The 20,312-nt window shown below is 68.1% G+C and carries 19 protein-coding genes; 7 read left to right on the forward strand and 12 right to left on the reverse strand.

The features are described from left to right. Nucleotides 1-129 precede the first annotated feature (129 nt). Nucleotides 130-912, forward strand: a complete 783-nt coding sequence (locus ERC79_RS05330; RefSeq protein WP_131580770.1) for a class I SAM-dependent methyltransferase — start codon at nt 130-132, stop codon at nt 910-912. A gap of 30 nt (nt 913-942) precedes the next feature. Here the strand turns inward: ERC79_RS05330 and ERC79_RS05335 are convergent, their stop codons facing one another. The 3 genes from ERC79_RS05335 to ERC79_RS05345 are packed head-to-tail and all read right to left on the reverse strand — an operon-like array spanning nt 943 to nt 4,054. Next, nucleotides 943-1,710, reverse strand: a complete 768-nt coding sequence (locus ERC79_RS05335) for an alpha/beta hydrolase (protein ID WP_207390488.1) — start codon at nt 1,708-1,710, stop codon at nt 943-945. 29 nt (nt 1,711-1,739) lie between these two features. Further along, a complete protein-coding gene (locus ERC79_RS05340; RefSeq protein WP_131576381.1) occupies nt 1,740-3,329 on the reverse strand; it encodes a DNA polymerase Y family protein in 1,590 nt (529 codons plus the stop codon). Next, on the reverse strand, nt 3,293-4,054 hold the full coding sequence (locus tag ERC79_RS05345) for a hypothetical protein (RefSeq protein WP_131576383.1): 762 nt from the start codon (nt 4,052-4,054) through the stop codon (nt 3,293-3,295). The genes ERC79_RS05340 and ERC79_RS05345 overlap by 37 nt, the downstream gene beginning before the upstream one ends. A 227-nt stretch (nt 4,055-4,281) precedes the next feature. Between ERC79_RS05345 and ERC79_RS05350 the strand changes: the two genes are divergently transcribed. After that, complete coding sequence (locus ERC79_RS05350) at nt 4,282-5,445, forward strand: serine/threonine-protein kinase (protein WP_207390489.1); 1,164 nt, start codon at nt 4,282-4,284, stop codon at nt 5,443-5,445. A gap of 14 nt (nt 5,446-5,459) precedes the next feature. Here ERC79_RS05350 and ERC79_RS05355 read toward each other — a convergent pair whose 3' ends face one another. Then, nucleotides 5,460-6,134 (reverse strand): response regulator transcription factor, encoded by a 675-nt coding sequence (locus ERC79_RS05355; RefSeq protein WP_131576387.1) that lies wholly within the window; start codon nt 6,132-6,134, stop codon nt 5,460-5,462. A gap of 25 nt (nt 6,135-6,159) precedes the next feature. Continuing rightward, on the reverse strand, nt 6,160-7,509 hold the full coding sequence (locus ERC79_RS05360) for an ATP-binding protein (protein ID WP_131576389.1): 1,350 nt from the start codon (nt 7,507-7,509) through the stop codon (nt 6,160-6,162). A 66-nt stretch (nt 7,510-7,575) separates the two neighbouring features. Between ERC79_RS05360 and ERC79_RS05365 the strand changes: the two genes are divergently transcribed. Further along, nucleotides 7,576-8,925 (forward strand): PspC domain-containing protein, encoded by a 1,350-nt coding sequence (locus ERC79_RS05365; RefSeq protein ID WP_131576391.1) that lies wholly within the window; start codon nt 7,576-7,578, stop codon nt 8,923-8,925. Further along, nucleotides 8,918-9,163 carry a hypothetical protein gene (locus ERC79_RS05370; protein WP_131576393.1) on the forward strand — a complete coding sequence of 82 codons (246 nt, stop codon included), beginning with the start codon at nt 8,918-8,920 and terminating at the stop codon, nt 9,161-9,163. Before ERC79_RS05365 ends, ERC79_RS05370 begins: the two co-directional genes overlap by 8 nt. A gap of 72 nt (nt 9,164-9,235) precedes the next feature. On the opposite strand, the gene guaA is transcribed toward ERC79_RS05370, so the two are convergent. The 4 genes from guaA to guaB form a co-directional block, all read right to left on the reverse strand. Beyond that, nucleotides 9,236-10,807 carry a glutamine-hydrolyzing GMP synthase gene (gene guaA / locus ERC79_RS05375; RefSeq protein ID WP_131576395.1) on the reverse strand — a complete coding sequence of 524 codons (1,572 nt, stop codon included), beginning with the start codon at nt 10,805-10,807 and terminating at the stop codon, nt 9,236-9,238. A 31-nt stretch (nt 10,808-10,838) separates the two neighbouring features. Further along, entirely contained in the window at nt 10,839-12,599 is a 1,761-nt protein-coding gene (locus tag ERC79_RS05380; RefSeq protein WP_131576397.1) for a GMC family oxidoreductase, read from the reverse strand. 174 nt (nt 12,600-12,773) lie between these two features. Then, the gene (locus ERC79_RS05385; RefSeq protein ID WP_131576399.1) at nt 12,774-13,913 is read right to left on the reverse strand and encodes a GuaB3 family IMP dehydrogenase-related protein; all 1,140 of its coding nucleotides are present in this window, start codon (nt 13,911-13,913) and stop codon (nt 12,774-12,776) included. 30 nt (nt 13,914-13,943) lie between these two features. After that, nucleotides 13,944-15,467, reverse strand: coding sequence for an IMP dehydrogenase (gene guaB / locus ERC79_RS05390; RefSeq protein ID WP_131576400.1), 1,524 nt, complete (start codon nt 15,465-15,467; stop codon nt 13,944-13,946). A 190-nt stretch (nt 15,468-15,657) separates the two neighbouring features. Here guaB and ERC79_RS05395 point away from each other — a divergent pair, with 190 nt between their 5' ends. Continuing rightward, complete coding sequence (locus tag ERC79_RS05395; protein ID WP_131576402.1) at nt 15,658-16,062, forward strand: DUF5319 domain-containing protein; 405 nt, start codon at nt 15,658-15,660, stop codon at nt 16,060-16,062. Nucleotides 16,063-16,149: 87 nt separating this feature from the next. On the opposite strand, the gene ERC79_RS05400 is transcribed toward ERC79_RS05395, so the two are convergent. From ERC79_RS05400 to ERC79_RS05410, 3 genes are all read right to left on the reverse strand, one after another. Then, nucleotides 16,150-17,115 carry an anti-sigma-D factor RsdA gene (locus ERC79_RS05400; RefSeq protein WP_131576403.1) on the reverse strand — a complete coding sequence of 322 codons (966 nt, stop codon included), beginning with the start codon at nt 17,113-17,115 and terminating at the stop codon, nt 16,150-16,152. Further along, on the reverse strand, nt 17,108-17,686 hold the full coding sequence (locus ERC79_RS05405) for a sigma-70 family RNA polymerase sigma factor (RefSeq protein WP_131576405.1): 579 nt from the start codon (nt 17,684-17,686) through the stop codon (nt 17,108-17,110). The genes ERC79_RS05400 and ERC79_RS05405 overlap by 8 nt, the downstream gene beginning before the upstream one ends. A gap of 129 nt (nt 17,687-17,815) precedes the next feature. Continuing rightward, entirely contained in the window at nt 17,816-18,610 is a 795-nt protein-coding gene (locus tag ERC79_RS05410) for a hypothetical protein (RefSeq protein WP_131576406.1), read from the reverse strand. A gap of 494 nt (nt 18,611-19,104) precedes the next feature. Between ERC79_RS05410 and ERC79_RS05415 the strand changes: the two genes are divergently transcribed. Then, the gene (locus ERC79_RS05415; protein WP_131576408.1) at nt 19,105-19,395 is read left to right on the forward strand and encodes a WhiB family transcriptional regulator; all 291 of its coding nucleotides are present in this window, start codon (nt 19,105-19,107) and stop codon (nt 19,393-19,395) included. 189 nt (nt 19,396-19,584) lie between these two features. Next, nucleotides 19,585-20,256: a fasciclin domain-containing protein gene (locus tag ERC79_RS05420; protein WP_131576410.1), complete on the forward strand. Its 672-nt coding sequence runs from the start codon at nt 19,585-19,587 to the stop codon at nt 20,254-20,256. The last annotated feature ends 56 nt before the right edge of the window (nt 20,257-20,312 follow it).

The following is a 20,312-nucleotide window of genomic DNA, read 5'->3' on the forward strand; positions in this document are numbered from 1 at the left end:
AGACTTTCCAGCCGTCCCGCGAGCTGCCCGAAATAGGTTCGACCGGAACATGCTACGGCGGATAACGTGCACTGCGATGTCGTTACCGGCGCCGCGGCGCCGACTGGATCGTGAGGTGGATTGGTGTCGATGGAAGCGGGCGCAGCAGCGGCAGGCGCAGCGTGGGAATACGGGCCACTGGCCACGCTGGCATACGAACTCGACAAGCCGATCGGAACATCGTTCGGGGACGTCGAGTTCTACTCGTCGCGTCTGCACGGCGTGACGGGGCGCGTGCTCGAACCCGCGGTGGGCACGGGCCGAATCCTCATTCCCCTTCTCGAGCAGGGCCTTTCCGTACGGGGATACGACACGTCGGCCACCATGCTCGAACAGTGCCGCACCAACTGCGCGCGATACGGACTCACCGCCGACGTCGTCGAGGGCGACATGACCAGCTACCGCGACGAACACGCGTACGAGGCAATCGTCATCCCGACCGGCTCTTTCGCGCTGCTCCCGGACCGTGACAGCGCCCTCGCCGCACTCGAAGCGATGCACGGCAACCTCACGCCGGGAGGACGGCTCATCGTCGATATCGAGCCGCCGGCCCTGCGCATCGACCCCGGGCACGACCCGGTTCGCCATTGGTGGCGCGACGGGGACCTGCTCACGCTCAGCACCTGGCAGAAGACTGTCGACCCGATCGCCCAGCGATCGACCAGCTGGCTCCGCTACGAACTCTGGGAAGCCGGCACGCTGAGCCGAACCGAACTGCAGATCTTCTCGCTGCTGTGGTTCGGAATGGCCGAGTTCACCGCCATGCTGCGCCACGCCGGATTCACCGAAGTATCCGTCCATGGCGGTTACCGCGTCGACCATGCCCCGACCCCCGCCGATGACGTGTGGACCTTCGAGGCAATCCGCAGCTGAGCAGCGCTGTCTGCACACCTGGGACGGCCGTCAGGGCACCATCAGGAACGGCAGGACTGCGGCCTCGAAATCCCGGTACCGGTCGCGGTGGATGCTGTGACCGCATGTGAACGAGACCACCTCGCAGTCGGGTATGGCGGCGACCATTGCCTCGAGCAGCACCGGATCCACCATTCCGGTGGGGCCGCCGCGCAGAACCAGTGTGGCTGCTTCGATGTTCGGGAGCCGTTGCCACCATGCAGGGTTCGGCTCGTGGAACTGAGTGAGCGCCGATGCTGTCATCGACCGGTCGAACGCCCAGACCGCACGCGGGCTACGCAGAAGGCTGGTGGCTGCGTGCCACAGCTCGACCGGCGAGGGCAGCCGCCCGCCGAAGGTCGGAGCGGGATCGCCGGGACGCAACGGCAGTGGCGCCTCCTCGAGCACGAGCCGACGCACCAGATCCGGCCGCTGCTGCGCGACCAGCGAGATCGCGTGACCGCCCAGTGAGTGCCCCACCAGATCCACCCGGTCGAACTCGAGATCCTCGCAGAGTCCGAGCACATCGTCGCCGAACTCACCGAACAGGTACGACTCCGCGTGTGCGCTGCGCCCGTGTCCGCGCAGGTCCACCGCGAGTACCCGGCGGCCCTTGGCGGCCACCGCACGAGCGAACCGATCCCACGTGCGACTGTCTCCACCCATCCCGTGCACCAGCACTACCGGAACATCATGTGTCACAGCAGATCCGGTAAGACCACTGTCGCGATACGCGATCGTGTGGCCGCTCCGGCCCACTGTCGTCTCGGTCATCTCCACGGTCACCGAGCGTAATCGTGCTGCCACGACTACTCGTAGATGCCCTCCACCGCCCATCTTCCTTCATCGCAGATCAGAAGCAATGCTCGTGATTCGGCAAGCAATACCTGTGCGCGGGCTGCTGCCCGCGCACTCGAGGTGTCCCACCAGCGTTCGTCCACCGACCACGGCCCCGCCCAGCCCTGTACCCGCCACTCCTTGCTCCCCCACCTCAGCCGGGCAGGTGCGGCACTGAACTCGCCCCGGTCGGTGACCCGCACGGAGCTTCCCGAACCGTCCTCGAGCGACACCGTCGGGGTAGCGGGCAGGACCGTCGCCGGCGCCGGTTCGGGCAACCGCCCAGGCCACGGTGCTGCCGGATCTGCGCCGGGAATCAGCTCGTCTCCCAACGGCACCAATGTGATTCGTTCCATCGGGCCGCGTCCGCCGCTGAGCACCCCCACCAGTACCGACTCACCGCCGAGTAGACCCTGCACTCGCACCAGGGAGCGGCGGGCCCGTTCCTCCTCCTCCCCGACTCCGCCCCACAGCCCCAATTGCAGGGCACTCGCTGCCACCACCTCAATCGGTTCGAGCCGCAGCACCGTGATGCCGGCGGTGGGCCGGGACTCGCTACGGCCGGTGAGCCAGCCGTCCAGCTGCCAGCGAACGCGGTCTGCCGTCCCCTCCGGGGTCAGAGGTTCGGCACACCTCCACGTACGCGACAGGTGCTCACCGTTCCCGGTACTCGCAGAGACCTGCAGACGCGTACACGCCACAGCCGCCGCCGCGAGTTTCGTATGCAGACGCTCCGCCAGCGCCCGTCCGGCGAAGGCCGCTGCGTCGACGCGGTCGATCGGCGGATCGCAGTGCTGCTCCACCTCCAGGTCCGGCGGGAGCACCCGCGCCGACGGCGGGCGCTCGGGCTCGCCGCGAGCGCTGCGGTGGGCGCGCACCGCGTCCGTGCCGAACCGCGATGCCACATCCACCGCGGACAACGCCGCGAAGGCTCCGACAGTGCGCAACCCGAGCCGACGCAGCAGGTCCACCAGATCCGCCCGGCCCGGGTCCGCCAGGCTCGGCTCGACCGCGATCTCCGTGATCGGCAACGACGCCAGGAATCGGGCGCCGTCGCCGGTCGGCACGAGCGCCGCGTGGCGGGCCGCGATCACCGCAGTAGACAACTCATCGGCAATGCCGATCTGGCATTCCGCCCCGGCCGCGGACACCTCGTCCACCAACCGTTCGGCCGCAGACTCCTCGGATCCGAAGTACCGGATCGCGCCGCGCGCCGCCAGCACCAGCAGCCCCGGGCGCAGCACCTCCACCCCGGGCGCCGTCGCATCCACTGCGGCGGCCACCGGCTCGAACAATCGGGCATCACGGTCCGGATCCGACTGGGCCACATATAGTTCCGGACATCGCGCCTGCGCCTCGCGACGCCGCAGCCCGCGGCGCACCCCCTCTGCCCGGGCCGTCACCGAACACGCAATCACACGGTTGGCGGACAGCACCGCGACCGGACGAGTGACCGGCAGCTCCGCGGACGCCGCCGCTGCCACGGCGGGCCAGTCCGGACACCACAGGGCCAGTACCCGTGTACTCACAGTGCCACCGACATCGCCGTCTCCGGCACCCATTCCACCCGCCCCTGCGCCGAGCGCAGGTCCAGGCATGTGCTCCGCGGGCGAAACGCCCGGCCCTGTGCCCGCACCGCCAACCGGACCGCGCATACTCGCCCGCGTCCGGCGTCGGCGCCGCTGCCCACCCCGTCATAGCCACGCACCTGCGCGTCCAACCGGACCTCGGCCCCGTCCCAGTGCCCGTCCGTTACCACCAGTGTGGACCGCTTGCTCCGCACCCGCGCCACCACAGCCCGCGCCCGCGACGGCGGCACCGAGGCGCCGCCGAGCCCGAGCACCACCAGGTCCATGCCGTCGAGCAGCACCGCCGCCACCTCCACCGGATCCGGCCCGGGATCCGGAACGAACGCCAGCCGCTGCAACTGCGCCCCCATCTCGGTGGCCGCGAGCAGCCCGAGCCCGGGGCGGCCGATCACCGCTGCGTGACCACCCGCCGCCGTCACCGTCGCCAGCAGACCCAGCAACAACGACGTCGCCCCGGAGACCGCAACCACGGACCCCCGCGCCAGCCCGCCATTCGGCAGGAGCGTGGCCAGCGGCGTCGGCACCGGGAGCACCTGAGCAGACTCACCGGGAACGGACGCATCGGATACCGCCCCACCCCGCGCCGGCACGGCCGCGATCCGGCGACGCAGATACTCCAGGCGTTCCCGCCGCGACAGCCCCGCCAACCGGTCGGATACCGCTGACGGGGGTTCGGTCAGTCGAGCTGGTTCGGCCATATTCACTCCCCGGACACACTTCTGGTTCTTCTGGGCTGTTCGGCCACGGGGAAGACGCGGCATTCGATCTTGATTCGAACATAGTTTCGAATCAAGTCCAGTAAAGCCCCTCCCGGTCGGCACGTCAAGAAGAGCGCCGCCGATCCACTAACCTCGAAGACGTGACCGAGCAGGAACGCACCCGACGACGCAGGGAGAACCGGGCGGTGGTCGGACCCGACTACCTGATGGCGGGCAGGTACCGGCTGCAGTCCAAGCTCGGGGGCGGCGGCATGGGCGCGGTGTGGCTCGCGCACGACACACTGCTCGAGCGGGACGTCGCCGTCAAACAGGTGACCTCGACTGCAGGCCTCGGCGACACAGAGGCCCGCGAGATCCGCGAACGTGCCCTGCGTGAGGGCCGCAATGCCGCACAGCTGTCGCATGAGCACGCCATCGCGATGTACGACGTCGCCGTCGAGTCCGGCGAGCCGTGGCTCGTCATGGAGTACCTGCCCTCACGCAGCCTGGCCCAGGCGATGAACTTCGTCGACTCGCTGCCCCCGCTCGAGGTCGCGCAGATCGGCGCACAGATCGCCGCCGCCCTCACCGAGGCGCACGCGGCCGAGATCCTGCACCGGGACATCAAGCCCGGCAACATCCTCGTCGCCGACCGCGGCCCAACACTGGGCACGGTCAAGATCAGCGACTTCGGAATTGCCCGCGCCAAGGGTGACGCCCCCAGCGGCAAGCCGGGCGTCATCACCGGAACGCCGGCGTACTTTGCACCCGAGGTGGCCCGGGGCGACGACCCCACCGAGGCCAGCGACGTATTCTCCCTCGGCGCCACCCTGTACACCGCGGTCGAGGGGTTGCCCCCATTCGGACTGGACGACGATCCCATCGCCCTACTGCACCGCGTGGCGAAGGCCGAGATCTACCGGCCCAGCCGCAGCGGTCCCCTCACCGACACACTGCTGCACATGCTCGAACCCGATCCGCGCCGACGCCCGACCATGGCACAGGCGCGTGACGCCCTCGCGGCCGTCGCGCTCGGCTCCGACCCCAGCGTGCACGTCGGTCAGCTGATCGGGGAACCGGTCAAAACCACCGATGGCACCACCCCCAACTGGGCCTATCGGTCGGCACCGGCAGCTATCCCTCGTCGCCGCCTGGCTTCAACCACTGCCACGGATCTTCCTGCCGCACAGATGAACACGCCGCTCAGCTCAGTTCCACGCCCAGCCGGTCGAGCGTGGCTCCGCCAGCTCACCGAGGGTCTGACGGGCCCGCAGGCCCCGACCGATCTGCGGGGCAAGGTGATCGCGGCAGCTCCGCTGGCGATGGCGGTCATGGTCGGCATCATCGTGCTGGCCTTCGTCGTGGTCCTGATCGTCGCACTCCTGCAGTAGGAGAGGCGGGCCGCTCAGTCGATACGACGGCGATGCGCCCACCGGGTGAGCGCATTCCGGTTGGACTGCTGCGTCTTTCGCAGCACATTGGATGCGTGGGTCTCGACGGTCTTCACCGAGATCACCAACTCCTCCGCGATCTCCCGGTAGGTATAGCCGCGTGCCAGCAGCCGTAGCACCTCGAGCTCGCGCGGTGTGAGCGAGTCCAGCTCCGGATCCAGCGGCGGCTCCGGCACATTCGAGCGTCCCGTGAACGAGTCCAGGACGAATCCCGCGAGCCGCGGGCCGAACACCGCGTCACCACCGGCGACCCGGCGTACCCCGTCGGCGAGCTCGGTACCCGAGATGGTCTTCGTGACGTACCCGCGCGCACCGGCCCGGATCACCGCGATCACGTCCTCAGCGGCATCCGAGACGCTCAGCGCCAGACACACCGGCCCCGAGTCGATTCCGTTCAGCACTGCGACGCCGCCACCGTCCGGCATATGGACGTCGAGCAGTACCACCTGTGGACGCAGGGCGTTGATACCCGCCACCGCCTCGGCGACACCACCGGCCTCACCGACGACCTCCATGTCCGGTTCACGGCCGAGTTCGGCGCGCACCCCGGCCCGGAAGACCGCGTGATCGTCGACGAGGAACACGCGAAACTTGTCGGGGCTGGACGCAGCGAAGGACGGAAGAGTCACGGCCCTACCCTAGGACATCGCTTCCCTATGACATCGCTTCGGACTCTCCCGAGACCTCCTCGGCGGAGGTGTGTACAGCGCCGTCTTCGGACACCGGCCGCGGCATGTGGATCCGCACCTCGGTCCCCTTCCCCACCGTCGAGCGGATGTCGACCCGTCCGCCCCGGCGTTCGACGCGCGCGTGGATCGACTTCGCAAGACCCTGCCGATCCTCGGGCACCGACGCGGGGTCGAAGCCGACCCCGCGGTCGCGCACGAAGATGCTCACCTGGTCGCGTTCCGTTTCGGCGAACAGGTCGATATTGGGCACCCCCGAATGCTTCGCGGCGTTGACCAGCGATTCCCGGGTCGCCCCCAGCAGCGCGGTGAAGCACTCCCGGGACAGCCCGGACCCATCGCCGGTGTCCAGGTCGACATCACCGACGGTTACCGGCCGCACGGTCACCCCGTGCTGGTCCTCGACCTCCCCTGCGATCGTCTGCAGTGCCTCCGCCAGGCTCGTGTGCGCCGTCTCGCCGCCACTGAACAGCCACCGGCGCAGCTCCCGCTCCTGCCCGCGGGCCAGCCGGGTCACCTCCTGCGGAGAATCGGCCTGCTTCTGGATCAGTGCGAGGGTCTGCAACACCGAGTCGTGCAGGTGCGAGGCGATCTCCTCGCGCTCCTCGTTGCGGATGCGGGCCGCCCGCTCCTCACCGAGCGCTCGCCACATCCGCAGCCACAGCGGGACCGTCAGCAGCCCCGCCCCGATCAGGGTCACCACCACCGCGAGCAGCGACGAGCGCAGCGCCTCGATGTCCACCTGCGCGAGGATCACCACCCCGAGGCCGGCCACGATCAGTGTCACACCGCCCAGGACGCGAGCCCAGGTGAGCACCGTCGGGCGGTGCGGCAGCCCCAGCACCGAGCGAGATCCGTCGGTGTCGAATTCCCGCCACACCAGCGCGGCACCGACCGCGACGACGATGAACGGCGTGATCACCGACGCAGCGGTCCCGTTGACCAACCAGCTCAGGCTTGCCGCGACACCGAGGCCGAGCACCGCCAGGCCAACTGCTCGCCGGCGCTCGGCGGGGCTGGGTTTCTCGGTGTCGGTTCCGGGCGGGGTGAAGATCCACAACAGCCCGTAAGCCATGATTCCGGCGCCTGCGAGCGATGCCAGCAAGGTGAACGCGATCCGCACCTTGAACGGATCGACGCCGAGATGATCCGCGACACCACCGGCGACACCGCCCACGATTCGGCCTCCGACCCGACGCCGGAGCTGGGGGTAGAGAGTCTCGTCCCGGGCGGGGTCCAGCGCCGTGTTCACAGCCTGGTTCGGGTCGGCCAAAGGTTGCACAGTCCCGATACTGGCACGGCAGCCGTCGTCCGACATCAGGGCCCGACCCTGAGATCTGTGGGACCTGGCCGCGGCTTCAGGGAAAGATCAGGGTAGTTCCCGATGGTGCGGCGCCAGTCCGATCGCGACGATGGTTCCATGAGCACTGAAAGGACCACCGGGAGCTTCACCGATCAGCTTCACGACCTGTGGCGGACCCGCCCTGTCCGGCTGCCGGTGCAGGGTCACATCGCCGGTGTCGCGGCCGGTATCGGCCACCGCTACCGCGTAGACCCCGTACTGGTGCGCGTCGCGTTCGTAGTGTCGACGATTTTCGGCGGTGCGGGCATCGTCCTGTATCTCGCGGGGTGGCTGCTGCTGAGCAAGCCCGGCGATCAGGTGTCGCCCGCCGAGTCGCTGCTGGGACGCGGCCAGAGTTCACAGTCCGGGACCAAGACCGTCGTGCTGCTGGTCGCCCTCGCGATCGCAATGAGTACGCTCGGCCCGATCGGGATAGGGATGGGCGGGTCGGGGCTGATCAGCTTCGCGCTCATGCTGGGCGGTCTGTGGTTGCTGTTCCAGCGCCAGCCGGTCCCCCCGCCGCTTCCCGCAGGGACGCCGCAGGGCTTCCCCGTGACGCCGTTCCAGACGGTGTCGGCGGCCACCTTCCCGGGCCAGGCGTACAGCCCGTACACCCTGCTACCGGACCACTACGAACCGTCACCGACACCGGCACCGGCACCGGCACCGGCGCAACCTCAGGCCCCGAACGCAGAGGCAACCGCGCAGCCGTACCCGACTCCCCCGGCTTGGGATCCCCTCGGAGTCGCCCCGTTTGCGTGGGATCTACCCGACCCGGCGACACCACCGGGACTCCCGGCGGAGCTGCCGCGCAAGCGCACCCGGTTCACATCGGTCATCCTCGGGCTCGCTGTGCTGGCCGCCGCCGCAGCAGCAGCGGTGTCGGCCGCAGTGGGCTCGGAGTGGTTGTCCCCCGGCCGGATCGGTGCAATCTCACTCGCCGTTGTCGGCATCGGCCTGGTGCTCGGCGGGTTCCTGCGCCGCGGCTACGGACTGCTCGTGGTCACCGGACCGCTGATCGGATTCGTCGTTCTCGCGTCCCTGGTCGGACCGCTCAACTTCGATGCGACCGGGCAACAGAGATGGTTCCCGGCCACTGCCGCGGAACTCCAGTCGTCGTACTCCGGCGGATTCGGGGACTTCACCCTCGATCTGAGCATGATGAAACTGACGAAAGACACGACAGTGGAAGTCGATACGAAGTTCGGCGAGTTCAATGTGATCGTGCCGCCCACCATGAGCGTCGAGAACATCTGCACCGTCACGCTCGGTGACGCGAGCGGGTGTCTCGACTCGGGCGTGCATCGAGGAACGAATGCCCCGGATGGCAGTCCGGTCCTGACCGTCAAGGCCCACGGAACGATGGGAAGTGTAGGGGTGCAGCATGGCTGAGTTCGGACAGACGCAAGCGCCAGACGAGCCGAATGCGTCGAGCACATCGAGGACACCCCGGCGCGCTTCCTGGCCGCTGTTCCTCACCGGTCTCGCAGCTCTCCTGGTCAGCGCATGGGCCCTGATCGGGCCGTTCTCCCTGGACCCGCTCGCGAATGTGGAGTTCCGCTGGCTGTTCGTGATCGTGGCGGTCGCGGTCGGCGCGGTTCTGGTGTTCTCGCCGGGCAGGCGAAAGTAGCTGCCTCAAACAGAACCGAGCAGACGAAAGCGCCCCGACCGTCCGGTCGGGGCGCTTGCTTTCACCCGGGAATCACTCCCACTCGATCGTTCCCGGCGGCTTGCTGGTGACGTCGAGCACGACGCGGTTGACATCCGCGACCTCGTTGGTGATGCGGGTGGAGATGCGCTCGAGGGTCTCGTACGGCAGACGGGTCCAGTCGGCGGTCATCGCGTCCTCGCTCGAGACCGGACGCAGCACGATCGGATGCCCGTAGGTGCGGCCGTCGCCCTGGACGCCGACGCTGCGGACATCGGCGAGCAGTACGACGGGACACTGCCAGATCTGGTCGTCGAGCCCCGCAGCGGTGAGCTCCTCGCGCGCAATGGAATCCGCGTGGCGCAGGATCTCGAGGCGCTCCTGCGTGACCTCGCCGATGATGCGGATACCCAGACCGGGGCCGGGGAACGGCTGGCGTCCGACGATCTCCTCGGGCAGACCCAGTTCGCGACCGACGGCGCGCACCTCGTCCTTGAACAGCAGGCGCAGCGGCTCGACGAGCTTGAACTGCAGGTCCTCGGGCAGGCCGCCGACGTTGTGGTGGCTCTTGATGTTCGCGGTACCGGTGCCGCCGCCCGACTCGACGACGTCGGGGTACAGGGTGCCCTGGACGAGGAAGTCGACGGTCTCGCCGTGCGCGGCGCTCTCGCCGAGCACCTCGGACACCGCGTCCTCGAAGCTGCGGATGAACTCGCGGCCGATGATCTTGCGCTTGGTCTCCGGATCGGACACGCCGGCCAGCTCGCGCAGGAACGTCTCAGACGCGTCGACGGTGATCAGGCGGGCACCGGTCGCGGCGACAAAGTCCTTCTCGACCTGCTGGCGCTCACCGGCACGCATGAGTCCGTGATCGACGAACACGCAGGTGAGGCGGTCACCGATCGCGCGCTGCACCAGCGCCGCGGCGACGGCGGAGTCGACACCGCCGGACAGACCGCAGATGGCCTTGCCGTCGCCGACCTGCTCGCGGACCCGCTCGATGAGCGAGTCGGCGATGTTGGCCGCCGTCCACGCACCGGGGATGCCGGCGATCTCGTGCAGGAAGCGGCTGAGCACCTGCTGGCCGTGCGGGGAGTGCAGGACCTCGGGGTGGTACTGGACGCCGGCGAGCTTGCGGGCACGGTTCTCGAACGCGGCGACCGGCGCACCGGCGCTGGACGCGGTGACCTCGAAGCCCTCGGGTGCTGCGGTGACGCCGTCGCCGTGGCTCATCCATACCGGCTGCATCGCGGGCAGGCCGTCGTGCAGAACGCCGCCGCTGACGGTCATCTCGGTACGGCCGTACTCGCGGGCGCCGGTGTGCGCGACGGTGCCGCCGAGCGCATCCGCCATCGCCTGGAAGCCATAGCAGATACCGAAGACGGGGATGCCCAGGTCGAAGAGAGCGGCGTCGAGCTTCGGCGCCCCCTCTTCGTACACACTGGACGGTCCGCCGGACAGGACGACCGCGAGCGGGTTCTTCGCCGCAATCTCCTCGACGGTCGTGGTGTGCGGCACCACTTCCGAGTAGACCTTGGCCTCACGGACGCGGCGAGCGATCAGCTGCGCGTACTGGGCACCGAAGTCGACGACGAGAACCGGCCTGTCCTGCTGGGTTTCTGACACCCGGACAGTCTAATATGCCCAGCTCCGACCCCTACGCGACCCCACTCCCGCTACCGGTACCGGCCTTCTCGCCCCCGCGGATCTCCACGATCGGCAATGTCAACGCGGCGGGAGCACCTGCCGGGACCACCGGGTTCTTCGGCGCAACCGGCGCAATCCGCTGGTAGTCGGCGCCCTGCGCGGGCCGGGTGTCCTGTTCGCCCTTGTTCGGCCACAGCGACGCCGCCCGCTCGGCCTGCGCGCTGATCGTCAGCGACGGGTTCACGCCCAGGTTCGCGGACACCGAGGCGCCGTCGACGACGCTGAGCGTCGGGTAACCGTACACGCGGTGGTAGGGATCGATCACGCCATGGTCCGCGTCCGATCCGATCGCGCAGCCGCCGAGGAAGTGCGCGGTGAGTGGGACGTTGAAGACCTCACCCCAGGTGCCGCCCGCGACACCGTCGATCTTCTCGGCGATCCGCCGGGTGGCGTCGTTGCCGGCGGGAATCCACGTCGGGTTCGGCTCACCGTGGCCCTGCTTGCTGGTGACCTTGCGGCGGCCGAGGATCCCCTTCTTGGTGTACGTGGTGATCGAGTTGTCGAGGTTCTGCATCACCAGCGCGATGATGGTGCGCTCGCTCCAATCCTTCACCGACAGCATGCGCAGCATCTGCCCGGGATTCGCGACAATTGCCTTCAGGAGCTTCACGAAGCGCGGCGTGGAACCGCCGCCGTCGGTCATGAGCGTCTGCAGCAGGCCCATCGCGTTGGAGCCCTTGCCGTAGCGGACCGGCTCGATGTGGGTGTCCGACGTCGGATAGAACGACGACGTGATCGCGACACCGTGAGTGAGGTCCATCGCGGGATCGACCTTCATCTTCCCCGCCCCGACGATGGATTCGGAGTTGGTGCGGGTGAGCTCGCCCAGCCGGTCCGACAGCCTGGGCAGCGCGCCGGTGTCCTTCATCTTGTGCAGCAACTGCTGGGTGCCCCACGTGCCGGCCGCGACGACGACGTGCTTGGCGGTGTAGGTCTTGTGGTTCTTGCGAACCTTGGCGCCGGTGCGGCGGGTCACGACGTCCCACGTGCCGTCCGACGCCTCGTACAGCGACTCGACGGTCGTCATCGGGACGATCGTGGCGCCCGCCTTCTCGGCGAGCCCGAGATAGTTCTTGATCAGCGTGTTCTTGGCGCCGTGCCGACAGCCGGTCATGCACTCACCGCACTCGATGCAGCCGGTGCGAGCGGGGCCGGCGCCGCCGAAGTACGGATCTTCCACGGTCTTGCCGGGCTCGCCGAAGAACACGCCGACCGGCGTCTGGATGAACGTCTCGCCCACACCCATGTCCTCGGCGACGGACTTGATGACCTCGTCGGCGGGGGTCATGTGCGGGTTCTGCACGACGCCGAGCATCTTGCGGGCCTGCTCGTAGTGCGGCGTGAGCTCGGCATCCCAGTCGGTGATATCGCGCCACTGCGGGTCCTCGAAGAACGACGCCGGCGGCTTGTAGAGAGTGTTGGCGTAGTTGAGTGACCCGCCGCCGACGCCCGCACCGGCGAGGATCAACACATCGCGCAGCAGGTGTACGCGCTGGATGCCGTAGCAGCCGAGCGCCGGCGCCCACAGGAACCGCTTGAGGTCCCAGCTGGTCTTGGCGAAGTCCGCATCGGCGTACCGGCGTCCCGCCTCGAGCACGCCGACCTTGTAACCCTTCTCGACGAGCCGGAGCGCGGTGACACTGCCACCGAATCCGGAACCGACGATGAGCACGTCGTAGTCGGTTGCGCGCTGCTTGTCCCGCTGCCCCATTGCACACCTCCACCATGAACCGGATTTGCTACTCGCCAGTATGCACCGTAACTCTGTGACTCGAGCCACAAGGGTGCCCTAACTGTAACTACAGGTTCCACAAACGGTGCGGGTTCCCCGAAACACGCGAGTGGCCCGGCACCACGGTGCCGGGCCACTCGCCGAGATCCGATTTCAGGCGCGAACGCTCAGGCCGACCTTCTGGAACTCCTTGAGGTCGGAGTAGCCAGCCTTCGCCATCGACCGGCGCAGGCCGCCGACGAAGTTGAGCGAACCGTACGGGTCGTCCGAGGGGCCGTTGAGGACCTGGTCCAGGCCGGGACGCTCACCGTAGGCGACCGGCAGCAGCGAGCCGCGCGGCATAGACGGATGCGCGGCCGCGGAAGGCCAGTACCAGCCGCCGCCGGGAGCCTCCTGCGCGACGGCGAGGGGTGCTCCGAGAACCGCAGCGTCGGCGCCGCATGCGATGGCCTTGGCGAAGTCGCCGGACGAGGTGATATCGCCGTCGGCGATGACGTGGACATAGCGTCCGCCGGTCTCGTCGAGGTAGTCCCGGCGGGCCGCGGCGGCGTCGGCGATCGCGGTTGCCATCGGAACACCGATGCCGAGCACCTCGCGGGTGGTGGTCGCGCCCTCGGTGGAGCCGTAACCGACGATCACACCGGCCGCGCCGGTACGCATCAGGTGCAATGCGGTGCGGTGATCACTGACGCCACCGGCGATGACCGGCACGTCCAGCTCGGAGATGAACGTCTTGAGGTTGAGCGGTTCACTCTCCCCATGTGCGACGTGCTCGGCGGAGATGATCGTGCCGTGGATGACCAGGAGATCGATCCCGGCCTTCACCAGCTCCGGGGTGAGCGCGAGCGCATTCTGCGGGCTCACCCGGACGGCGGTGGTGACACCGGCGTCACGAACCCGTGCGACGGCCGCCGCGAGCAGCTCCGGCTGCAGCGGCGCGGCATGCAGTTCCTGCAGACGCGCGACGGCCGCGTCGGGATCGATCTCGGCCTCGGCCAGTTCGGCGAGCTTGGTCAGCTCCGCCTCGACGTCGGGGTGCCGGCCCCACAGGCCCTCACCGTTGATGACCCCCAGACCACCAGCCTTGCCCAGTTCGATCGCGAACGACGGCGACACCAGCGCGTCGGTCGGATGGGCCAGCACCGGGATATCGAAGCGGTAGGCGTCGATCTGCCAGGCCGTCGACACCTCCTTCGAGGAGCGGGTCCGGCGAGAGGGAACGATGTTGACATCGTCCAACTCGTAGGTACGTCGGGCAGTCCTGCCCATGCCGATCTCAACGAGGTCGCGCACGCGCGCCCCTTTCTCGATTGTGAGGTGTGCTTAACGGGCAGCGTAGTTGGGCGCTTCGACCGTCATCGTGATGTCGTGCGGATGGCTCTCCTTGAGCCCAGCCGCGGTGATCTGCACGAACTGCGCCTTCTGCAGCTCCTCGATCGTGCCGGAACCGGTGTAGCCCATGGCTGCCCGAAGACCGCCGGTGAGCTGGTGGATGACCTGCGACAGTGGACCGCGGAACGGGACCCGGCCCTCGATCCCCTCGGGAACCAGCTTGTCCTCGGCCAGCACGTCATCCTGGAAGTAGCGATCCTTGGAGTAGGACTTGCCCTGGCCACGGCTCTGCATCGCGCCCAGCGAACCCATTCCGCGGTAGCTCTTGAACTGCTTGCCGCCGACCAGGATGAGCTCGCCCGGGGATTCGGCGGTACCGGCCAGGAGCGATCCGAGCATCGCGGTGGACGCCCCGGCCGCGAGGGCCTTGGCGACGTCGCCGGAGAACTGCAGTCCACCGTCGGCGATGACCGGGACGCCGTGCGCCGCGGCAGCCGCAGTTGCTTCCAGGATCGCGGTGATCTGCGGGGCACCGACACCGGCGATGACGCGAGTGGTGCAGATGGAGCCGGGTCCGACACCGACCTTGACGGCGTCGGCGCCGGCCTCGACCAGTGCAAGGGCGCCTGCACGCGTTGCGACGTTGCCGCCGATGAGCTGGACGCGATCACCGATCTCACCCTTGAGCTTGGTGATCATCTCGAGCACGCCGCGGGAATGCCCGTGGGCACTGTCGACGACCAGCACGTCCACGCCGGCATCAGCCAGTGTGAGGGCGCGAACCCAGGCGTCGTCACCGACACCGACTGCCGCGCCGACCAACAGGCGTCCGTCACTGTCCTTGGTGGCGTTGGGGTGCTGCTCGGTCTTGACGAAGTCCTTGACCGTGATCAGACCGGTGAGCTTGCCCTGACCGTCGACGATCGGCAGCTTCTCGATCTTGTGGCGACGCAGCAGGCCCAGCGCGACCTCCGCGGTGACGCCCTCACGCGCCGTGATCAGCGGCGCCTTGGTCATCACCTCAGCCACCGGACGGCTCTCGTCCACCTCGAACCGCATATCGCGGTTGGTGATGATGCCGACCAGGGTGCCGGTCTCGTCCGTGACGGGCAGACCGGAGATACGGAACCGTGCGCATTTCGCGTCGACCTCGGCGAGGGTGTCCGACGGCTTGCAGGTAACCGGATCGGTCACCATGCCCGCCTCGGACCGCTTGACCGTCTCGACCTGGCCAGCCTGCGTCTCGACCGACGAGTTGCGATGCAGCACACCCATACCGCCGGCGCGAGCCATCGCGATGGCCATGCGGGCCTCGGTGACGGTGTCCATCGCCGAGCTCACCAGCGGCACGTTCAGACGAATCTCGCGAGTCAGCTGGCTCGAGGTCTCCACCTGATTGGGAACGACGTCCGAGGCCGCCGGCAGTAGCAGCACGTCGTCGAAGGTGAGACCCAACATCGCGACCTTGTTCGGGTCGTCTCCCCCGGTGTGCACGTGCCCTCCGGTACTACTCATGCGGCTCGGGCCCTCCATGAAGCGTCGAATGGTAAAGGAAGAAGGGACAGGCGGCGGAGAATATTCCGGCCGCCTGCAACCTACGACCACCATGGTATCGGCTCGTCCCGGAGCGCACGCGAGCCCTCCCGACGACGCTCCGGCCGGTATCAGCTAGCGCGGACCGGGCTGACCTGCGTACCGTGGTGTTGTGCGCGATCAATTGCCTCCCGGCCTACCGCCGGACCCCTTCGCCGGCGACCCCGCCGACCCGTCTGCTGCGCTCGACGCGATCGAGCCGGGCCAGCCCCTGGATCCCCACGAGCGCTTGGCTGTGGAAGAGGACCTGGCAGACCTGGCCGTCTACGAAGCACTGCTGGGCCACCGCGGCATCCGTGGCCTCGTCGTGTGCTGCGAGGACTGCCAACAGGATCACTACCACGACTGGGACATGCTGCGGGCGAACCTGCTTCAGCTGCTCGTCGACGGCACGGTCCGCCCCCACGAGCCTGCGTACGATCCGTCGCCCGAGGCGTATGTGACGTGGGACTACTGCCGCGGGTATGCGGATGCCTCGATGAACGACGCGCTGCACGGCGACGGATTCGATCTCTGAGAACCTGGAACTGACAGCCTGAAACGGCGGAGGCCCGGCAAGTTGAACTTGCCGGGCCTCCGCCGTTCGGTTGTCAGGACGCCACTGTCAGGGAGTCGACTGCTGTGTACTGCCGGTCGACCCGCTCGGCAGTTTGCTGGTGGTGGTCGTGAACGGGGGAGACGTCGTCGGCCCGGGCGACTCCGTGCCCGAGTCGCCGGGGCTCGGCGTCTGGGTGGGCGACGGCAGCGTCGTCACGGGTGCGGACGGCTCGACGGGCACCGACGTGGCCGAAGTGAGCGGCAGCGGGATGACGGACGTGCCAGGTGATCCGGTCTGCGGCGCCGGAGTCTGCGGAACGCCCGATGTGCTGCCTCCCGGAGTGTTCGACGGGGGCCCAGCCGGTAACGAAGGCACCTGCGGCGGAACTGCCTTCTGCAACTCGGCGAGCAGACGCTCCCGCCATCCATTCAGCTGATCGCGTGTTCTCGCCTCGTTGACGGCGCTGGCCCGTGCACTGGCGGAATCGAGCTTGGCCCGCGCACCGGCCGCATCGCCCGACGCGATGAGCCGTTCGGCGTCCTCGAGATTGGACGTCGTGTCGATCTTCGCGACGGTCGAGTTCGCCTTCTCCGAGAAGACGACCTGCGTGATCCCCCACAGCGGATCGCCGGGTTCGGCGTTGTACGAGAAGACCGTCATGCCCCCCATCGCGATCGCCACGACGGCAGCCGCCGCGGCAACGGGGCGGAGCAGACGGAGTTGGTTCCGGCCGGAGCGGCTGCGGGTGGTGAGCGCCTCCTGCGCCCCCAGCTCCCGGCTGACCCGAGCGACGATGTCGTCGAGGTCCGGCTCGGCCGGCATGGGCTGCGCCAGGATCTCGGTGCGCCAGTTCGCCAGCAAGGCGGCGACCTGATACTCCTCCGGGCTGTCGGTGGCAACTGGACCGTCGCCGACGATCGCGTCGATCAGCGCGTCGTCGCGGCGCACCGCCGCAACATCGACCGGCATGCCGTTTCCGGCGAGATCGGCAAAGGGATCGCGCTGCTCGCCACCCCTGTCTCCCCTAGCCATGCCTCTCACCTGCTCTCGTCACTTCCTTCTTCAACTTGGCGAGGGCTCGGTGTTGAGCCACCCGCACAGCTCCCGCGGTGCTTCCGACCGCGGCCGCCGTCTCCTCGGCCGACAGACCGACGACCAGCCGGAGCACGAGGATCTCGCGATGCTTCTCGGGAAGCGTTTCCAGCAATGCGCTCATCTGTCGGCTCGCTTCCGAGTTCAGCGCCCGTTCCTCTGGACTGTCCTCGGCGGATACGACATCTGGTACTTCTGCAACCGGATCGGATTTGTTACGCGCCGCGTTTCGGTGTGCATCCGCCACCTTGTGAGCGGCGATACCGTAGACGAATGCCATGAAGGGGCGACCCTGATCCTGGTACCGCGGAAGTGCCGTCATGACAGCAAGGCACACCTCCTGCGCCACGTCATCCGCTGAGAGCTGACCCCGCTCAGCAGCACCGACCCTCGCTCTGCAATACCGCACAACCAGGGGGCGAATACTCTTGAGGACCTGGGCCAGAGCATTCCGATCGCCCTGCGCGGCTGCAGTGACGGCGGAGTTCAACTCCTCACCCGTGTTAGACATCGTCAGCAAGAATCCTGGCGTTACAGTGGCACGTCCCCCCAGCCGGGTGTGCTTCCGCCTCACGGCGGAACGCTTGTAAGAGTAACGACACCGTTCGGCCCGACCGTGCATCGTTCGAAAATCGGGTCATCATTCCTGGAACCTTCCGCCTCGACGGGCGATCATGGCGCGGCATTCGTCCCGAACCTCGCCCGCACGGGAGCTCGGCGCCAAGTTCTCGAGGAGCATGGCCGCCGCCCACCGCAACGGCACGAGCCCGTGGGCACCGGCCGCAGCGAGAACGCGCTCCGCCGTCTCGAGCGCGAGGTCCGGTTCGGGACGGCCCGTGGCTGCGGCCGCCAGCAAGAGCTCCGACTTGATCCGGTGGCGGACCGACGGACCGTCCGCGGCCCGATCGACGGCGGCCTGCGCGTGCACCGTCGCGGTGACGAAGTCGCCGGACGCGAGTGATATCTCCGCCGTGACCCAGTTCAAGCGGATGTGCTGACGCCAGAGCCGATTCTCGTCACCCACCATTGTCAGGTAGGTCCCGCATCGTTCGAGTAACCGGCGTCCGAGCGCCAACCGGCCGCACCCGAGGGCGGCGGCCGCCAGCCCGGTCAGTGCGTCGCAGCGTGCCTCAAGCCACCAGTGGTCGTCCGCGCGCCGCATCCCGACCAATGCCAGGGCGGCGCCGTCGAAGGCCGACGCGCGAGCGTGCGATCCGAGCTGACGCAGCAGCGATGCCTGCGTGCTCGCGGCCAGCGCCGCGATCTCCGGCCGGGTCGTCGACAACTGCCGCAGATCGTCGAGTTCGGCCCGCGCTCGGGCGTAGCGCCCCTGCCCGCCGAGCGCGACGGCACCCATCCACCGCCCCACCGGATCGGAGGGCAACGGCAGGGGGAACCGGCCCGGGTTTGATCCGAACGCAACGTCGCGCAGCATCGGGCGATCATCGCACTGCCCGCCCCGCTGATTTCATCCGATACCGCTTGAAGAACAGTCCAACCGACCCGATCCCTCAAACTGGACGACCGTTTAAGCTCATATCTGCACCATAAGTGCGGTGCATGGTTCGAAACATGATTCAATCTTGAAGAATATGCGACAGTGAGGTTAACGGGAATCGTCGCCGACGGCTCACACGGACTCAGTCCGCGGCCTCAAATAAGACGATCGTCCAGGTGAGGACCGGGCAGGGCTACGCTGGCGCTATCCCGCACGGGACCAAACACAATCACAGCGCCTGCGCGATGTAAATGTCCAACGCGTTAATTCTGTGACCGCGGGATATGCAAATCGCCACTTGTCGAAACTATTGACGAGATTTCATATACGCCTTTACGGTTGCGGGGCGTGACCGTTTACATGGTCCCGGCGTCGTGAGGCGTTCGGGCCGCTCGCAGCTTCACCGTGAGCCTGCATACAGAGGAGTCCTGATGGCTGTTCCGAATCACCTTCCCGGCCCGAATGCCGACGTCTGGGACTGGCAGATCCACGGACTGTGTCGTGGGGTGGATTCCGCAGTGTTCTTCCATCCCGACGGTGAGCGTGGCCGTGCCCGCGCACAGCGGGAGAACCGAGCCAAGGAGATGTGCCGACGGTGCCCCGTGCTCGCCCAGTGCCGCAATCACGCGCTGGCGGTGTGTGAGCCGTACGGCATCTGGGGCGGGATGTCGGAGGCCGAGCGCGAACTTCACACTCGCCAGATGCGTCGCCGGATCGCCTGAGCCGACGACCCCCGTTCATCCGGGGGGTGAAGGAGCCACATGCAGCCCCCGGGGCGCCGAGATCTCGGCGCCCCGGGGGCTGTGCGCCCTCCTTTCGACGTCACCTCTGCCCCCGACCCATCCGGGACAGTCCGCGCTCCGAAGCCCTCCCTGACAGTGCAGAACACCACCCGTCAGGAAGGCAGTCTCATGAGCATCAAGACGTCCCGCACAGTTGCCGTCGCCGCCGCCGCTTCGATCGCGCTCCTCGGCGTCGCTGCGTGTTCGTCCGACGACTCGTCGGACAACTCCACGACCTCGAGTTCCGCCACGATGTCCAGCACCCAATCGAGCGAGTCCGCAATGGCGCCGTCCGGCAGCGCCGCACCTGCCGCGGACCTGGTCGGCCCGGGTTGCGCGGAGTACGCGGCAACCGTCCCCTCCGGCCCCGGCTCCGTTGCCGGAATGGCGCAGGACCCGGTCGCGGTCGCAGCGTCGAACAACCCGATGCTGACGACACTCACGGCCGCGGTGTCCGGCGAGCTCAATCCGGACGTCAACCTCGTCGGCACCCTCAACGGTGGCCAGTTCACGGTGTTCGCACCGACGGACGCGGCTTTCGCCAAGCTGGATCCGGCGACCGTGGACACACTGAAGACCGATGACGCGCTGCTGACGAAGATCCTCACCTACCACGTCGTTCCGGGACAGTTGGCGCCCAGCGAGATCGACGGCACACACACGACGGTCGAGGGCTCCGACGTCACCGTCACCGGGTCCGGCGACAACCTGAAGGTCAACACGGCCGGCGTCGTATGCGGCGGCGTCAAGACCGCCAATGCAACGGTGTACCTCGTGGACTCGGTCCTGATGCCGCAGTAATCACGAGGGCCGGCGGTCTTCGACCACAGAACGACTAGCCGCCCCAATCCGAGAGG

The sequence above is a fragment of the Rhodococcus sp. ABRD24 genome (genome assembly GCF_004328705.1).
Classification (GTDB): domain Bacteria; phylum Actinomycetota; class Actinomycetes; order Mycobacteriales; family Mycobacteriaceae; genus Prescottella.